Below are 15802 nucleotides of genomic sequence, written 5' to 3' on the forward strand. Positions count from 1 at the left end.
GATTTCGCAGAAGGGGTTCATCGACATCTTGACGTTGGCGAGGTCAACGCCGGAGTTGTCCGCTTTGACGCGAACTTTAACGTTGTAATCGACCACTCGTTTGACAGCTACAAGAACCTTCATGGATTCCTCGTTACTCTCCGGTGAAAAGAAAGTCGCCTAGGCGAACCTGGCGGTTGATGCTCATCAGCACAAGGGCACCTCCAAAGATCGTTGCCTTATATAGCCACATGCTTGCCCTGCGACCGTCTGTCCGATGTGACTAGCAAGTCATCCACCGAAAGGACGTGTAAACTCCGCTCAAAAAATGGCAGGCTCCTACAGGCTCGTGTCTATGCCCTGTCTTTAGAGGTGCTCTTGAAACCAACAATCAGCCTACGGCGAGCGCAAAACCGCCCGTATCTTGACCGGAACGCCTTTTGCGGTCAATACAGCAAATCGGCCACTTTAGAGCCGCGCGACTTTGATTTGTCTGGCTTACAGCGAATTCAAACAAACGTTTGTATTGGACGCTGCCAGTGGTGTAGATATAATGCCCGCCCCTAGAGAGAGCGGCGCCTCATCCATTGCGTCTTTGGTTGTAAGCCGAGGGAATAATGGATGAAACGCCAAACCTCCAATTAGAAAAATACCGTTGAGCCTTGAGTAGGAGATAGCCTGTGGAACGCGAATACATGGAATTCGACGTGGTCATCGTCGGCGCCGGCCCTGCCGGTCTGTCCGCCGCCTGCCGTTTGAAGCAGAAGGCCGCCGAAGCCGGTAAAGAAATCAGCGTCTGCGTGGTTGAAAAAGGCTCCGAAGTCGGTGCTCACATTCTGTCCGGTGCGGTGTTTGAGCCCCGCGCCCTGAACGAATTGTTCCCGGACTGGAAAGAACTGGGCGCCCCGCTCAACACTCCTGTGACGCGCGACGACATTTACGTGCTGCGCAGCGAAGCCACCGCCACCAAAGTGCCCGACCTGTTTGTGCCTAAAACCATGCACAACGAAGGCAACTACATCATCTCGCTGGGCAACCTGTGCCGCTGGCTGGCGCAGCAGGCCGAGAACCTGGGCGTAGAAATCTACCCAGGCTTTGCTGCTCAAGAAGTCCTGTTTGATGAAAACAATGTGGTTCGCGGGATCATCACCGGCGATCTGGGCGTTGACCGTGAAGGCAACCCTAAAGAAGGCCTCTACACCCCCGGTATGGAGCTGCGTGGCAAGTACACCTTGTTCGCTGAAGGCTGCCGTGGCCACTTGGGCAAGCAACTGATCGAACGTTTCAAGCTCGACAGCGATGCCGACAGCCAGCACTACGGCATCGGCCTCAAGGAAATCTGGGAAATCGACCCTGCCAAACACCAACCGGGCCTGGTTGTACACACCGCAGGCTGGCCGCTGGACATCATGAGCAACGAGAATACCGGCGGCTCGTTCCTTTATCACTTGGAAAACAACCAAGTGGTTGTAGGCCTTATCGTTGATCTGTCCTACAGCAACACCTTCTTGTCGCCGTTCGATGAGTTCCAGCGCCTGAAACATCACCCGGTGCTCAAGCAGTACCTTGATGGCGGCAAACGCATCAGCTACGGCGCTCGCGCGTTGGCCAAGGGCGGGTTGAACTCCCTGCCAAAAATGGTCTTCAACGGCGGCGCATTGATCGGTTGCGATCTGGGCACCATGAACGTGGCCAAGATCAAAGGCAGCCACACCGCCATGAAGTCCGGCATGCTGGCCGCCGACGCTGTAGCAGACGCTCTGTTGGCAGGCTCGGAAGGCGGTGATGCACTTAACACTTACGTTGAAGCATTCAAAGGCAGCTGGCTGTTTGATGAATTGTTTGCCAGCCGCAACTTTGGCCCGGCCATGCACAAATTCGGCCCAATCATGGGTGCTGGGTTCAACTGGCTCGATCAGAACATCTTCGGTGGCAAACTGCCGTTCACTCTGCACGACACCAAGCCCGACTACGCGTGCCTGAAGCTGGCCAAAGACTGCAAGAAAATCGACTACCCGAAACCAGATGGCAAACTCAGCTTCGACAAGCTCAGCTCGGTGTTCCTCTCCAGCACCAACCACGAAGAAGAACAGCCGTGCCACCTCAAGCTGCGCGACCCAAGCATACCGCTCAGCGTTAACCTGCCGCTCTACGACGAACCTGCTCAGCGCTACTGCCCTGCTGGCGTGTATGAAGTGATTGCTCAGGAAGACGGCGAGAAGCGCTTCCAGATCAACGCGCAAAACTGCGTGCATTGCAAAACCTGCGACATTAAAGACCCGTCGCAAAACATCACCTGGGTGACTCCAGAAGGTGCTGGCGGCCCGACTTACCCGAACATGTAAGTCGCCGCGCCAAACAAAAAGGCTCCCTCGGGAGCCTTTTTTGCTGGGCGTGATTGTTGTAATCGCTGCCGTAGGCTGCGAAAAGGATTAGAGCGCTTTAACACCCACCCCCTTCATGTCCGGGGCTGCGCTCGAAGTAGCGTTTGTACTCCCGACTGAACTGCGAGGCGCTCTGATAGCCCACACGCTCTGCGACCTGCGCCACACCCAAACCTTCACTCAGCAATAATTGCTGCGCCCGCAACAAGCGCAAACGTTTGAGGTACTGCACCGGCGACAGCAAGGTGCTGCGCTTGAAGTGCTCATGGAAGGTGGACGCGCTCATATTGGCGCATCGGGCCAAGGTTTCAACATTCAGCGGTTCGGCGAAGTGCTCATGCAAGTGACTCAATGACGCCGCCACCCGCGCAAACTGCCCCTGCTGTTCGACCAATGCCCGCAACACACTCGCTTGAGGGCCACGCAATGCAGCAAACAACACTTCACGCAAACGCGCCCGCCCCATGATTCGACACTCCAGTGGGTCATGCAGACAGCGCAGCAAACGCTCAACCGCCTGACGCATTTCGTCGTCCAGCACCGCCGAGGTCATGGACTCTGGCGTCTGCGCGACGGCACTGCGTTCGGGGTCAAGCCCCATCGCCAGCACCAGTTCTCCCAGCACAGCGCGATCAATGCTGATAGCCACACCCAGCAACGGCGCCTCTTCGCATGCAAAGGTCTCACACTCAAACGGAACCGAAAGTGCCTGCACCAGATAATGCCCTGCACCGTACTCAAGCGTTCGCTGCCCCAAATAGGCCAACTTACTGCCTTGGGCGATCACCATTAGGCTAGGCTCATAAATCTGCGGCATACGCGCCACTTCCCGGCACGCTGAAACCACACGCACTTCAGGCAATAAAGTCGATACAAAACCGGTTTGTGTTGCCAGTGGCTCAATGAGTGACACCAGTGTGGCGTTCTCATCGCGATGGCGAGTTAAAAGCATGCAGACCACTTCACAGGAGGAATAGACAGGCGCATCTTCGCAGAATTAGCCGTCAAAACCACACCCAGCCCGACACGCCGGACGAATAGGCATAACAGCCAGAGGAATCGTCATAGTCCTGCACAGCACGAGGGCGCAAAATTGGGCCCTGTCCACAGCTCACGTTTCGAGAGGATCTTTATGTCCACCTATAACGCAATCGGTTATGCCGCGCAGAGCGCCAAGGCACCTCTGGCGCCCATGCAGTTCAACCGCCGCGCGCCACGCCCGGACGACGTAGCCATTGAAGTGCTGTACTGCGGCGTTTGCCACTCCGACATCCACCAAGCCCGCAATGACTGGGGTTTCGCCACCTACCCGCTGATGCCGGGCCATGAAATTATCGGCAGAGTCACGGCAATCGGCGACAAGGTCACCAAGCACAAAGTCGGCGACCTCGTCGGCGTAGGTTGCATGGTCGATTCATGCCGCACCTGCTCTGCGTGCCAGGAAGATCTGGAGCAATACTGCTTGGAAGGCATGACCCAAACCTACGCCAGCCCGGATCGTATTGACGGCACCCTGACCATGGGCGGCTATTCAGACAAGATGGTTGTTAGCGAACACTTTGTGCTGAGCATCCCGGACAACCTCGACCCAGCCAGCGCCGCACCATTGCTGTGCGCAGGCATCACCACGTACTCGCCGTTGCGTCACTATGGTGTAGAGCCGGGCGATAAAGTCGGGATTTTGGGCATGGGCGGCCTGGGTCACATGGGCATCAAGTTTGCCAAGGCTTTGGGCGCGGAAGTTACCCTCTTCACCCGCTCCGCAGCCAAGGCCGAAGAAGCCCGTCGCCAAGGCGCCGATCATGTGATCGTGTCCACCGACGCCGAGCAGATGAAAGCTGCAGCCGGTACGTTCAACTTCCTGCTGGACACCATTCCGGTGCCGCACGACCTGAACCCGTACCTCGAAACTCTGGCGTTTGACGGTGTACACATTCTGGTCGGCCTGATCGAACCTGTTGAGCCGGCACTCAATGCCTTCAATCTGGTCTTCAAGCGTCGCGTACTGGCAGGCTCGCTAATCGGCGGGATTGCTGAAACCCAGGAAATGCTCGATTTCAGCGCTGAACACGGCATTACCTGCGACATCGAAATGCTGGACATCAAAAACATCAATGAAGCGTTTGAACGTGTGATTAAAGGCGACGTGAAGTATCGCTTTGTGATCGACATGAAAACCCTGAAAGCCTAAGCCGCGGCCGTTACAGCTGGGCGCTTAACCGCCCAGCTCGGCGGATATCTGCTGTGCGGCATGGGTAATGACCGGGATCAACTCGCTCATTTTCTCCAGCGGCATATAAGGCACGGTACTGGCAATACTGATGGCAGCCACGATCATGTGGCTGGCATCACGTATCGGCGCCGCGACACACCGAATCGACGGCTCGTTGTCTTCCAGATCAAAGGCATAACCGCCTGCAACGTAACTGCGCATTCGCTGCTCAAACTGCTCCCACGATTGCTCTTCGTGATGGGGCCACAGTGCATTTTTACCGCCGACAGGCAGGCTTGATTCATACAGCCGCGCCCACTCATCCAAAGACGCATCCAGCAACATGGCTTTGCCGATGCCCGTGCGGGCCAATGGCATCCGGTGACCTACCCGCGAGCGCATCTCAGGCCCATTACGGCCAGGCGTCTTGTGTAGGTACAACACCTCATCCCCTTCTCGAACCGCCAAATGAATAGTGTCGCCTGTTAAAACAGACAGCTGCTCCAAGTACGGCCCCGCCAAGGTCACCAGCGGCAACTCTTCTCGCGCCTGAAAACCAAGCTCTATCAACTTGGGGCCCAGCAAATACCCAACTTTGGGCAACACCCGCAGATAACGTTCATCCACCAAGCAACTCGCCAGGCGATGAGTGGTGCTGCGCGTGGTGCCGATAGCACTGGCAATGTCTTTGAGATCCCGCGCGCCGTTGGCCACTGCGTGTATAACCGCCAGCCCACGGAGCAAAGTTTGAGTGCCGCTTGGCGCGGTCTTTGTGGAGTCGTCCTGCATAGCCAGCCTTTGCGTTGAAGGTGTAATCCGGGCGGCATTATGGTCGCCCGGATGAAGAACGGCTACAGCTCGATCCGCTCGACCTTGCCCACCAACAAGATGTAAGACAACGCACCCAACAACGCCAACACCGAGATGTAGGTGATGGCAGGGGCAAACGAGTCGCCGCTGGCCAAAAACCCAATCACGATCGGCGTAGCAATGGCTGACAGGTTACCGATGAAGTTGAACACCCCGCCGGTCAGCCCCAGCAATCGAGCCGGTGCGAGTGTTGAAACCAGCGACCAGGTGATTGAGGCCAATCCATTACCGAAAAAAGCCAAGGCCAGAAAGGCAATCACCCACGCCGTAGAGTCAACAAAGTTAGCTCCGATGATCGTCGTAGAAATCAGCAGCCCGCCAATAATCGGCAGCTTGCGCGCAAAGCCCACCGAATACCCGCGGCGAATCAGCCAGTCAGAAAAGAACCCTGAGCACAGCACGCCTACAAACGCAGCCAAAAAAGGCAGTGAGGCCAACAAGCCGGACTTAATAAAGTCCATGCCTCGGTACTTCACCAGATACGTCGGAAACCAGGTCAGAAAGAACCACAGCGTCGAGTTCAGGCAAAACTGCCCCAAATAGATGCCCCAGAGCTTGCGTTTGCTGAGCACGATGCCCAAGTCCAACCAGCTAAAAGGCGCTTTGCGCTGGGTGGTGTGTTTCTGGATATCGACCAGCCCGCCGCCTTCGCTGATCAGGTCGATTTCGGCCTGATTGGCCCCCTTGAAATCTCGTGGCTCGCGGTACACCGCGTACCAGATCCCCGCCCACACAATCCCCGCCGCACCGGTGCAGATGAACACCATGTGCCAACCCCATTGGTGTTGCAGCCACGCCAATACCGGCGTCAGAAAAGCCAACCCGACAAACTGCCCAGAGGTGTAAAAGCCGATGGCGGTGGCACGCTCACGCTCAGGGAACCAAGTCGTCACCACACGGCTGTTGATTGGATAAGCCGGGGCTTCCAGCGCCCCAACGGCCATACGCAGTACAAACAGCGCAATAAAACTACCCGCAAAACCCAGCATCACGGTGGCGACCGACCACAGCAACAGCGCAACGCTGTAGAGAATCCTCGGTGGTACACGGTCTACCAGCCAGCCACCGGGAATCTGCATGGCGGCATAAGTCCAGCCGAAGGCCGAAAAGATCAACCCGACATGAATCGGATCAATCCCTAGATCACTGGTCAATGCGGGCGCTGCGATCGACAGGTTACTGCGGTCCAGGTAGTTGATCACCACCGTGATAAATAGCAGAACCATGATGAAAAAACGCTTACGGCTTGGCGTCACCAGAGACGCTTGCGCGACGGTGCTTGTCATGTGAGGTGCCTCTTTTTTATGGTTATTGAGGTCGTTGATGAACGGTTAGATGCGGGCTGCGACGGGGCCTGCGGGGCTTGTAACAACCAGGGTCAAACGCCCCCCTTCGCAGCCTTTGATAGCGACTACACAGCGGTGAGAAAACTCACCACTCGGCAAAGCTGCCGTCAGCATGGCGCCAAATCGGATTGCGCCAGCGGTGTCCTACCAGAGCACGCTCACGCACGTACTCTTCGTTGATCTCAATGCCAAGGCCCGGGCCATTGGGAATTTTTACAAACCCTTTGTCGTAATCAAAAACAGCAGGGTCTTTGACGTAATCCAGCAAATCGTTGCTTTCGTTGTAGTGAATACCCAGGCTCTGCTCTTGGATGAAAGCGTTGTAACAAACCGCATCCAGTTGCAGACAGGCCGCCAAGGCAATCGGCCCCAACGGGCAATGCAAAGCCAGCGCCACGTCATAGGCTTCGGCCATATTGGCGATCTTGCGGGTTTCGGTAATGCCACCGGCGTGAGAGGCATCCGGCTGAATAATGTCGACATACCCTTCGCTGAGCACACGCTTGAAGTCCCAGCGCGAAAACAGGCGCTCACCCAAGGCAATCGGGGTGCTGGTCAACGGCGCAAGCTCTTTCAGAGCCTCATAGTTTTCGCTGAGCACCGGTTCTTCGATAAACATCAGCTTGTAAGGGTCCAACTCTTTCATCAGCACCTTGGCCATAGGCTTGTGGACGCGGCCATGAAAGTCCACGCCGATCCCGACATTCGGGCCAACGGCATCCCGCACCGCCGCCACGTTAGCCAGCGCCAAATCGACCTTGTCGAAAGTGTCCACAAACTGCAGCTCTTCGGTGCCGTTCATTTTGACGGCAGTAAACCCTCGACTAACGGCCTCTTTGGCCGCTTTGGCGGTGTCTGCCGGGCGGTCGCCGCCAATCCACGAGTACACGCGAATCTTGTCGCGCACCTGACCACCCAGCAGATCACTGACCGAAACACCCAGCGCCTTGCCTTTGATATCCCACAGCGCCTGATCGATCCCTGCCAGCGCACTCATGTGCACTGCACCACCCCGGTAAAAACCGCCGCGATAGAGCACAGTCCAGATGTCTTCGATATTGCGCGGGTCTTTGCCGATCAGGTAATCGGAGAGTTCCTCTACCGCAGCGGCCACAGTATGGGCACGCCCTTCAACCACGGGTTCGCCCCAGCCAGTCACTCCCTCGTCGGTCTCGATTTTGAGGAATAACCAACGCGGTGGAACCAGATACGTTGTGAGTTTGGTGATTTTCATCGTTTTATCTCTCTTATTTGAGGGTGCGCCACGGCGCTGGTCAGTCCACGGAGTGCCAGGTATTCCAGGCCTGCATATAGGCTTTGGCACAAACCGCCACTTCATCTGGGCTCATGCCGGGCTTGAATAAGCCTGACCCCAAACCAAAGCCGGACACTCCGGCATCCAAAAAGGCGTGCATATTGGCTGGGGTAATCCCCCCGACCGGGATCAACAGAGTGCCGGCAGGTAGCACCGCCAGCCACGCCTTGACGACCGCGACCCCAAGCTGCTCGGCAGGAAACATCTTCAGCACATCTGCCCCCTCAGCCAGAGCGGCAAACGCTTCGTTGGGCGTGGCGACACCTGGCGCCAAGTACAAACCTGCCGCCTTGGCAGCGCGCAGAACGTTTGCATCGCTATGGGGCATGACAATCACCTGCCCGCCTGCGGCCTTGACCTGTTCGACCTGCTCCGGGGTCAATACCGTGCCTGCGCCAACCAGACAGTCGAGGGGCAAGCTCTCGCGCAAAATACGGATGCTTTCCAGTGGCTGCGGGGAATTAAGCGGCACTTCGAGGGTACGAAAGCCCGCGCTATACAGCACCTGACCAATGGCTTGCGCCTCACCCGGGCGCAACCCCCGCAGGATCGCGATAAGTCCGTTTTTTGCCAATGTTTGCTTGAGCATCTCAGCCCTCCAGAGCCTGTTGTTGGAGTAACCCGGCGGCGTGGGCCAGGTGCCATAAACCGCGTGCAGTCGCCTGTTCTGCCAGACGCACGTCAGCAAAACCGCAAGCGGCCAACGCTAATTGATAGCGTGCGCAAAGCTGGGCATTGCCGATAAGAATGATGGTGGGCAGGGACGGCCCGCCTCGACGCTGACGCAATGCATTGGCCAGCACGGTGAGTTCGTGACCAATCAACAAGCCAGAAACGTAATCGGGTTGTTGGGTCGGGCTCAACTGTCCCGTCAGGCCAAGCGTGCGGGCACTGAACAATGTCGACAGGGGGCCAAGTTGGCCTTCTTCAGACTGAGCGACCTGCACGCCCCGTGCGAACGCTTGCGCATCGAAAGCCGCTCCCTGTTGCTGAGTGCGCCCCAAAATAGTGTGTTCGCAGACCGCCGCATAAAGCTCGCCGGTCATAAAGGTGTCGAAATGCACGAGATCACCATCACGCGCTTGCACCCATTTGGAGTGGCTTCCCGGCAGGCCGATCAAGCAGTCATTGAGGTCAGGATGGCTGTGCACAACGCCCAGCACTTGGGTTTCTTCGCCACGCATTACATTGGGCAAGACCGAGTGTTGGATCACGCCCGGCACGATATGCACATCGACGCCACGCACGCTACGCACTGCTTGTAAGGCGGTACCCAACGCGGCGAGGCTGGCAGGCGTTTCCCGGTAAGGAACTTCGCACCACCCTTGAGCACTGCCAACCATGCCACAGGCAATGACTGCAATACCGGGGTTGGCATCCAGCCAGTCGCCGCAAGTATCGTCCAACGCAAGCTCAAAACCGTTATCGCACCAATGCCCCGCGACCCGCCGTGCAGTGCTCGGCAACTTCATGATGCCGCTGGCCAGTGTGCGCACATCGAGCACCCGACCAGCGCACCCAAGTAAATAAGCCCGAAGGGAGGTGGTTCCCCAATCGAGCGCAATCAATTGCGCCTGCATCGCTTCACCTGTTTTGTTTTTAGCAGTGAATACCCGTTATCAGTGCGGGCGACTATAAACCTGAGGCGCAACAAATCTCAATATATAAATATCATTCCCATATATTGGGATTTAACAGCTGATGTACTTTTCTGTAGACGTGCGAGTGCCCGCCAATCAAGCGACTCGGTCTAGCCCACAGACCGCATCGCTTTCATCGCGCTCACGCTCATACGTTGATGTTTAGAAAGACGTGTTAGACCGGCTCAAGGCCAATAGGAAAGAACTCACCACTGCTCCACACGCCCAGCCAACTCTGGCCTGCAATCTGCTGCGTCACGGCCAGCTCGACCAACTGGTAAAAAACGTTGCGATGGATCAGCGCTTCAAGATTACGACGCACCCTCAGGTAAGGCGCGGGCTCCTGGGTCGTAGGGTCAATGACAAAACGCAGCGGGTGCTCACTGCCAGCAACCAGTTGTTCGTCGACATTGGTGGTGAAGCGCAACACTTGCTGCACTCCCTGCCCCTCAACCTCAAGCGTGACGGCAACAAACGGCGCGTCATCGACTTTGATCCCGACTTTTTCCACCGGTGTAATCAGGAAGTAATCATCGCCATCGCGGCGAATGATCGTTGAAAACAGCTTAACCATAGGCTTGCGACCAATTGGCGTGCCCATGTAATACCAAGTGCCATCACGGGCAATGCGCATGTCGATATCGCCACAAAAAGGCGTATCCCACAAATGAACCGGGGGCAGGCCTTTGTCGGCCTTGGGGATTTGCGCCAACAGATTACTGACGTCAACCGGCTCACTCATGCTGCACTCCTCGATTTATTGATCGCTCAAGCCTATCAAGCTGCGCGCGTACTTAGCCAGCGGCGGGCCAATCAGGTCGGCAGGCTTGTTGTCATGGAACGTCAGCAAACCACCGCGACTGCGGATGGTCGCTGTATCGATAAAATACTGGGTGCTGGTTTCGATCAGCATGACCTGAATCACACCGCTGTCGACCCCCAAACGACTGATCTCTTCTTGATCCAGCCATTCGTCGCTGTTACCAATGCGGTCGTCGGCACGCGCAAAGCGTGTGTACAGCAAATAATGCGCTCCGAAGTTACGCGCTTCGACCATAGCCTGATCCAGCCCCAGTGGCGCCTTGGCGCGGCGCACCATGGGAAAGTATTCGATAAAACCGTTATAGGCTTCTTCAGCGACCACATTGGGCCGCACATAAGGGTCGCCAACCGGCGCAAACGGCCCTTGGGCGATATAGATAAAGGAGTCGGGCTGAATGCGCAGCGAGTTGCTGCGACGGGTGTTGCTGTGATCGAGCAGGCCCGCATCGCTCATTTGATAACGTGCGCCCTCGCCCATGTCGCTGACCTTCATACAACCGCCCAGCGCCAAAAAAGCCAGCAACACAATCAGACTACGCATCCTATTCTCCCCATGGCCGGTGACAGAAAACCGGCGAATAGCCGCCAGATGCAGTTTGCGCGCCAGCTTTAATGAAACACGCCCGTAGGAGCTGCCGAAGGCTGCGATCTTTATATCGGCTCAACAGATCAAAAGATCGCAGCCTTCGGCAGCTCCTACGCGAGGTACTTTCTGTATAGCCGTTCGCTAGCCACCGATAATTTTCATGACTGTAGCGCCGCCCGAAAAGGCGATGTCTTGCTTGTCACCCAACGCTTTCATCAACAAGCCTTGCAGCGCGGGCAAGGCTTCGTGGCGAGGCTTATTGAGCAAGTCCCCAACATAGTGGCGATTACTGGACGACAAGCAACCATGTAACCAGCCCGTGGAGGACAGACGCAAACGCGAGCACGTCCGGCAAAACGGCACGCTTTCGTTGGCAATCACTCCAAAATAACCTTGGCCCGGGATGTGATACCGCACGGCTGTCGCATCAATGGGTGCATCTGCTTGCAAGTACTCGTAGCGCTCACCAATGAGCGTCAACAATTGCTGCAAGCTGACGAACTGCTGCAAGAACGCATTGCCATCACTGGCCAAATGGCCCATACGCATGAGTTCGATAAAGCGCAACTCATAGCCGTGGGCAAGGCAGTACTCAAGCAATGGCATCACTTGATCAAGGTTTTGCCCGCGTAACGGCACCATATTGACCTTGATTTTCATCCCGGCGGCGCGAGCCTGCTGCATACCGTCGAGCACAGTCGGCAGATCGCCACCACGGGCGATGGTGCGAAACGCAATGGGGTCAAGGGTGTCGAGTGAGACGTTGAGCCGCCCAATGCCTGCTTCAAGCAATAACGGCAACTTGCGAGCAAGTAACTGGCCATTGGTTGTCAGGCTGATATCACTCAACCCCAATTGCCCGACTTCACGCATAAAGGTTTCGAGCTTTGGGCTGACCAGCGGCTCACCGCCGGTGATACGCAGGCGCTCAATACCTGCGGCCTCAATCAGGTAGGCCACACCACGTGCCATCGCCTCGGCAGACAACTCGTCCTGTGCCGCGACCAGCCGCTTGCCGTTGGGCACGCAGTAAGTGCAGGCGTAATTGCAGGCGGAAGTCAGGCTGATACGCAAATTGCGAAAACGTCTGCCTTGGCGATCAACAATCATGGACAACTCCGACACGAGGGAAACAGGGCCTTACGCAAACCCAGCCGCAGCGTCGATTTCAGCAAGGCCTGAGCCCGAGTATAGGCTTCAGGCAATGTGCCATGAAGGGGAAATCCCTGCTTCACTCGACCGCTGGTGCGTCCGCATCACGCTTGCGCTTATTGCCCATACGCACGCCGATGTCCATCAGGAACTGGAAAAAGCCTTCCTGATCTTCCAGCACATTGCTCCAGAACGGCGAGTGATACAGCGCCACGGCGCCATGCACCAACGCCCAAGCAGCGCAATAGTGGAAGTAAGGCGGAACGTCTTCAAGCTTGCCTTCACTGATCCGACCTTTGATCAACAGGGTCAGACGCTCGAAGTTTGAAGCACGGATTTTGTGCAGCTCTTCAACCAGTTCCGGCACCTGATTGCCTTTGACGACCTTTTCTTCAAGGCGGTCAAACAAGCGATAACGCTGAGGATCACGCATGCGAAATTCAAAGTAGGCACGCGACAGCGCCTCTTTGTCTTTATCAACGTCAGCGGAGTGCAGCAGTTCGTTCAGGTCGCGCTCGTAGTCGAGCATCAGGCGCAGGTAAATCTCGGCCTTGGACTTGAAGTGCTTGTAGATCGTGCCTTTGCCGATACCCACGGCATCAGCAATCATCTCGACGGTGACACTGTCTTCACCTTGTTCGAGGAACAGCTTAAGCGCGGTATCGAGAATTTCTTGCTCGCGGCGACGAAACTCACGGACCTTACGGGGTTCTTTGTGCATAAGAAAAGGTCTGTAGGGGTCAAAATCGAAGCCGGGTATTATGCCTAAGTCACGCTAAATTGCACGGATCATCCTGTAAATCGATGCCTGAGCGCCTATTCACCCGCAAAGCCTAGGTACTCAAGCGAATCAGATGTATTCCAAATCTGTTTAAAAAACGTACAACCTTGACTGGACGCCCAACAAACCTGATCAATACTAATGAGGTCGGCGTTGCATACCCCCCAAGTGTTCGCCGATAAGGGTGCCAACGGAAGGCGTACCTTTGTTTTACTCCTAATGGTCTTAACCCGGATTCCCCCAGAGCCCGGGTTTTTTTTGCCTGCACCTCAGCCCGGCGCGGTTAAACCCGCGCCAGTGGGAACAAACGCTTGAAGTTGGCCGTGGTCTGCTCGGCAAAATGTTCGTAAGACTCACCGCGCAGCATGGCCAAAAACTCAGCCACCTCACGCACGTATTGCGGCAAGTTGGGTTTGCCACGATAAGGAATAGGCGCCAGATACGGCGAGTCGGTCTCGACCAGCAAGCGATCCGCGGGCACCTGACGGGCCACGTCACGCAAGGCATCGGCGTTTCGGAAAGTCACAATCCCTGACAGCGAGATGTAAAACCCCAAGTCCAGCGCCGCTTTGGCCATGTCCCAATCTTCAGTAAAACAATGCAGCACACCTGCCTGAGGCAGCGCCGCTTCACGCAGTAACGCCAACGTATCGGCGCGCGCACCACGGGTGTGCACCACCACGGGCTTGCCAGTCTGCTGGGCAGCCTCTAAATGCACGCGAAACGACAACTGCTGTAAGTCCGCAGCCTCGGGCTCGTAGTGATAGTCCAGCCCAGTCTCACCAATCGCAACCACTCGCGGGTGATTGAGTTCATCAAGCAACCAGTCCAGCGCGGGCGCAGCACCAGGCTGCACATCCAGCGGATGAACACCGACCGAGCAATCCACATCGGCATAGCGATCGGTCAGCGCCTTAACGTCAGCGGCGTTGTCAGCACTCACGCCAATGCACAAAAAATGCCCCACTCCTCGCTGCCGCGCAGCCTCAAGGGCGGCATCCAGTGAGCCGTCGTGGGCGCTCAGGTCAAGGCGATCGAGGTGGCAATGGGAGTCAACGAGCATACAAAAATCACCTGCTTAAAAATTGAATCAACTCAGCGCTGGCCGGGCAAGCTTGCCCACTGCACCAATAGCGCTTCAAGCAACAACACACGATTGAGGTTGGCCTTGCTCAACACTTTTTGGCGCTGAGCAAGAATCCAGTCCTGAATGTCCAAGACTTTATCCTGTGGGGTTTTCTGCGCCAGGTATTGCAACACCTTGCGCATGTCTTCCAAGCCAAGCCCTGCTTCGTCCTGGGTTAATTGATAACGCAGAATCAAACTCGACCAATCGCAGAACCAATCAAACAGCAACAACAACGGGATGGCATTCCAGCTCTCTGCCAACTGAGTGGCCGATGATTGATGCTTGAGCAGCTTTTTGACGCCTTCAACCACAGTGGCACGCTGCTCGCGAACACCTTGAGCCTGCAATTTGACGGCGGCCAATGGCGAACCCGCCGCCAGCGTCAGCAACTCTGCCCGCTCTTCAGTAGTGCAATCAGGTAGCGCTTTAGCCAGCCATTGCAAGCTCAGCGCTTCACTGGGCAATGGGCACGCCTGCTGAACACAACGACTGCGGATGGTCGGCAACAGACGACTCGACTGATGACTCACCAACAACAAAATGGTGTTACCCGAAGGTTCTTCAAGGCTTTTGAGCAAAGCGTTGGCCGCATTGATGTTCATGGACTCAACAGGCTCGACCAACACCACTTTGCGCCCACCCAGTTGAGCGGTTTGCACCACAAAGCTGACCAGGTCGCGCACTTGATCGACCTTGATCGCTTTGTCAGCTTCTTCAGGCTCAAGGATGTAGTTATCCGGATGGCTCCCAGCAGCCAACAACGAGCATGACTTGCAATGACCGCAGGCCTCAAGCCCGACCGGCTGCTTGCACAGCAGGCTGGCCATTAGCCGCTCAGCCAGCGCCCGCTTGCCAATGCCCGCCGGCCCATGCAGCAAATAGGCATGCGCATGCTGCGCACGCCCGGCCATTTGCTGCCACAGGCTGTCTTGCCACGGATAAGCCTCAGCCACGGTGCAAATCCAGCAATTGAGGGAGCAAGGCATCCAGTTGCACTTGAACCTGCTCCAACGTCTGAGCCGCATCAACCAAACGATAACGTTGCGGCTGCGCCTCGGCGCGCTGGAGGTATGTGCTGCGCACTGCGTCGAAGAAGGTGCGACCTTCCTGCTCGAAGCGATCCAGACGACCACGGGCGCTGGCACGGGCCAGACCGACTTCAACCGGCAGATCGAACACCAGCGTCAAGTCTGGGCGAAGCGCACCCTGCACGAAGGTTTCAAGGGTGGCAATGCGCTCTTGCGACAATCCACGCCCCCCCCCTTGATAAGCATAGGTCGCATCAGTGAAGCGATCACACAGCACCACGGCGCCACGGGCCAATGCCGGGCGAATCACTTGGGCCAAGTGCTGAGCGCGAGCCGCAAACACTAACAGCAGCTCCGTGTCGGCGCACATCGCTTCATCACTGGGGGCCAGCAGCAGCTCACGAATTCGCTCAGCCAGCGGCGTACCGCCCGGTTCGCGGGTCAGCACCACATCAATACCTTCGGCGCGTAAACGCTCTGCCAGGTATTCACGGTTAGTGCTTTTGCCCGCACCTTCGGGGCCTTCCAGAGTAATAAACAAGCCAGTCACAGGCAGCG

15 protein-coding genes and 1 pseudogene are annotated in these 15802 nt (G+C 56.6%); 2 read left to right on the forward strand and 14 right to left on the reverse strand.

The features are described 5' to 3' along the window. Positions 1-123: pseudogene (locus tag ACZRJQ_RS20735) on the reverse strand (electron transfer flavoprotein subunit beta/FixA family protein); the annotation flags it as partial. Between the two features lie 536 nt (positions 124-659). Between ACZRJQ_RS20735 and ACZRJQ_RS20740 the strand changes: the two are divergent. Beyond that, entirely contained in the window at positions 660-2324 is a 1665-nt protein-coding gene (locus ACZRJQ_RS20740) for an electron transfer flavoprotein-ubiquinone oxidoreductase (protein ID WP_463980172.1), read from the forward strand. A gap of 97 nt (positions 2325-2421) precedes the next feature. Here the strand turns inward: ACZRJQ_RS20740 and ACZRJQ_RS20745 are convergent, their stop codons facing one another. Then, entirely contained in the window at positions 2422-3315 is an 894-nt protein-coding gene (locus tag ACZRJQ_RS20745; protein ID WP_463980173.1) for an AraC family transcriptional regulator, read from the reverse strand. 180 nt (positions 3316-3495) lie between these two features. On the opposite strand from ACZRJQ_RS20745, the gene ACZRJQ_RS20750 reads away from it, so the two are divergent. Then, entirely contained in the window at positions 3496-4554 is a 1059-nt protein-coding gene (locus ACZRJQ_RS20750; RefSeq protein ID WP_463980174.1) for an NAD(P)-dependent alcohol dehydrogenase, read from the forward strand. A 24-nt stretch (positions 4555-4578) separates the two neighbouring features. Here the strand turns inward: ACZRJQ_RS20750 and ACZRJQ_RS20755 are convergent, their stop codons facing one another. The 12 genes from ACZRJQ_RS20755 to tmk form a co-directional block, all read right to left on the reverse strand. Beyond that, the gene (locus ACZRJQ_RS20755) at positions 4579-5364 is read right to left on the reverse strand and encodes an IclR family transcriptional regulator (protein ID WP_463980175.1); all 786 of its coding nucleotides are present in this window, start codon (positions 5362-5364) and stop codon (positions 4579-4581) included. A 62-nt stretch (positions 5365-5426) separates the two neighbouring features. Next, on the reverse strand, positions 5427-6731 hold the full coding sequence (locus ACZRJQ_RS20760) for an MFS transporter (RefSeq protein ID WP_463980176.1): 1305 nt from the start codon (positions 6729-6731) through the stop codon (positions 5427-5429). 145 nt (positions 6732-6876) lie between these two features. After that, on the reverse strand, positions 6877-8025 hold the full coding sequence (gene dgoD / locus ACZRJQ_RS20765; protein ID WP_463980177.1) for a galactonate dehydratase: 1149 nt from the start codon (positions 8023-8025) through the stop codon (positions 6877-6879). 40 nt (positions 8026-8065) lie between these two features. After that, entirely contained in the window at positions 8066-8695 is a 630-nt protein-coding gene (locus ACZRJQ_RS20770; RefSeq protein ID WP_463980178.1) for a 2-dehydro-3-deoxy-6-phosphogalactonate aldolase, read from the reverse strand. A 1-nt stretch (position 8696) separates the two neighbouring features. Further along, on the reverse strand, positions 8697-9686 hold the full coding sequence (locus ACZRJQ_RS20775) for a 2-dehydro-3-deoxygalactonokinase (protein ID WP_463980179.1): 990 nt from the start codon (positions 9684-9686) through the stop codon (positions 8697-8699). Between the two features lie 235 nt (positions 9687-9921). Continuing rightward, the gene (locus ACZRJQ_RS20780) at positions 9922-10488 is read right to left on the reverse strand and encodes a DUF1285 domain-containing protein (RefSeq protein WP_463980180.1); all 567 of its coding nucleotides are present in this window, start codon (positions 10486-10488) and stop codon (positions 9922-9924) included. A gap of 15 nt (positions 10489-10503) precedes the next feature. Then, complete coding sequence (locus ACZRJQ_RS20785; protein WP_463980181.1) at positions 10504-11109, reverse strand: DUF4823 domain-containing protein; 606 nt, start codon at positions 11107-11109, stop codon at positions 10504-10506. A 186-nt stretch (positions 11110-11295) separates the two neighbouring features. After that, a complete protein-coding gene (locus ACZRJQ_RS20790) occupies positions 11296-12264 on the reverse strand; it encodes a GTP 3',8-cyclase MoaA (protein WP_463980182.1) in 969 nt (322 codons plus the stop codon). Positions 12265-12385: 121 nt separating this feature from the next. Continuing rightward, positions 12386-13027, reverse strand: coding sequence for a TetR/AcrR family transcriptional regulator (locus tag ACZRJQ_RS20795; protein ID WP_463980183.1), 642 nt, complete (start codon positions 13025-13027; stop codon positions 12386-12388). A 343-nt stretch (positions 13028-13370) separates the two neighbouring features. Continuing rightward, positions 13371-14150, reverse strand: a complete 780-nt coding sequence (locus ACZRJQ_RS20800) for a TatD family hydrolase (RefSeq protein WP_463980184.1) — start codon at positions 14148-14150, stop codon at positions 13371-13373. A 32-nt stretch (positions 14151-14182) separates the two neighbouring features. Further along, a complete protein-coding gene (locus ACZRJQ_RS20805; RefSeq protein WP_463980185.1) occupies positions 14183-15169 on the reverse strand; it encodes a DNA polymerase III subunit delta' in 987 nt (328 codons plus the stop codon). Beyond that, the gene (tmk, locus tag ACZRJQ_RS20810) at positions 15162-15794 is read right to left on the reverse strand and encodes a dTMP kinase (RefSeq protein ID WP_463980186.1); all 633 of its coding nucleotides are present in this window, start codon (positions 15792-15794) and stop codon (positions 15162-15164) included. Before tmk ends, ACZRJQ_RS20805 begins: the two co-directional genes overlap by 8 nt. Positions 15795-15802 lie beyond the last annotated feature (8 nt).

Source organism: Pseudomonas sp. E315, assembly GCF_055406205.1.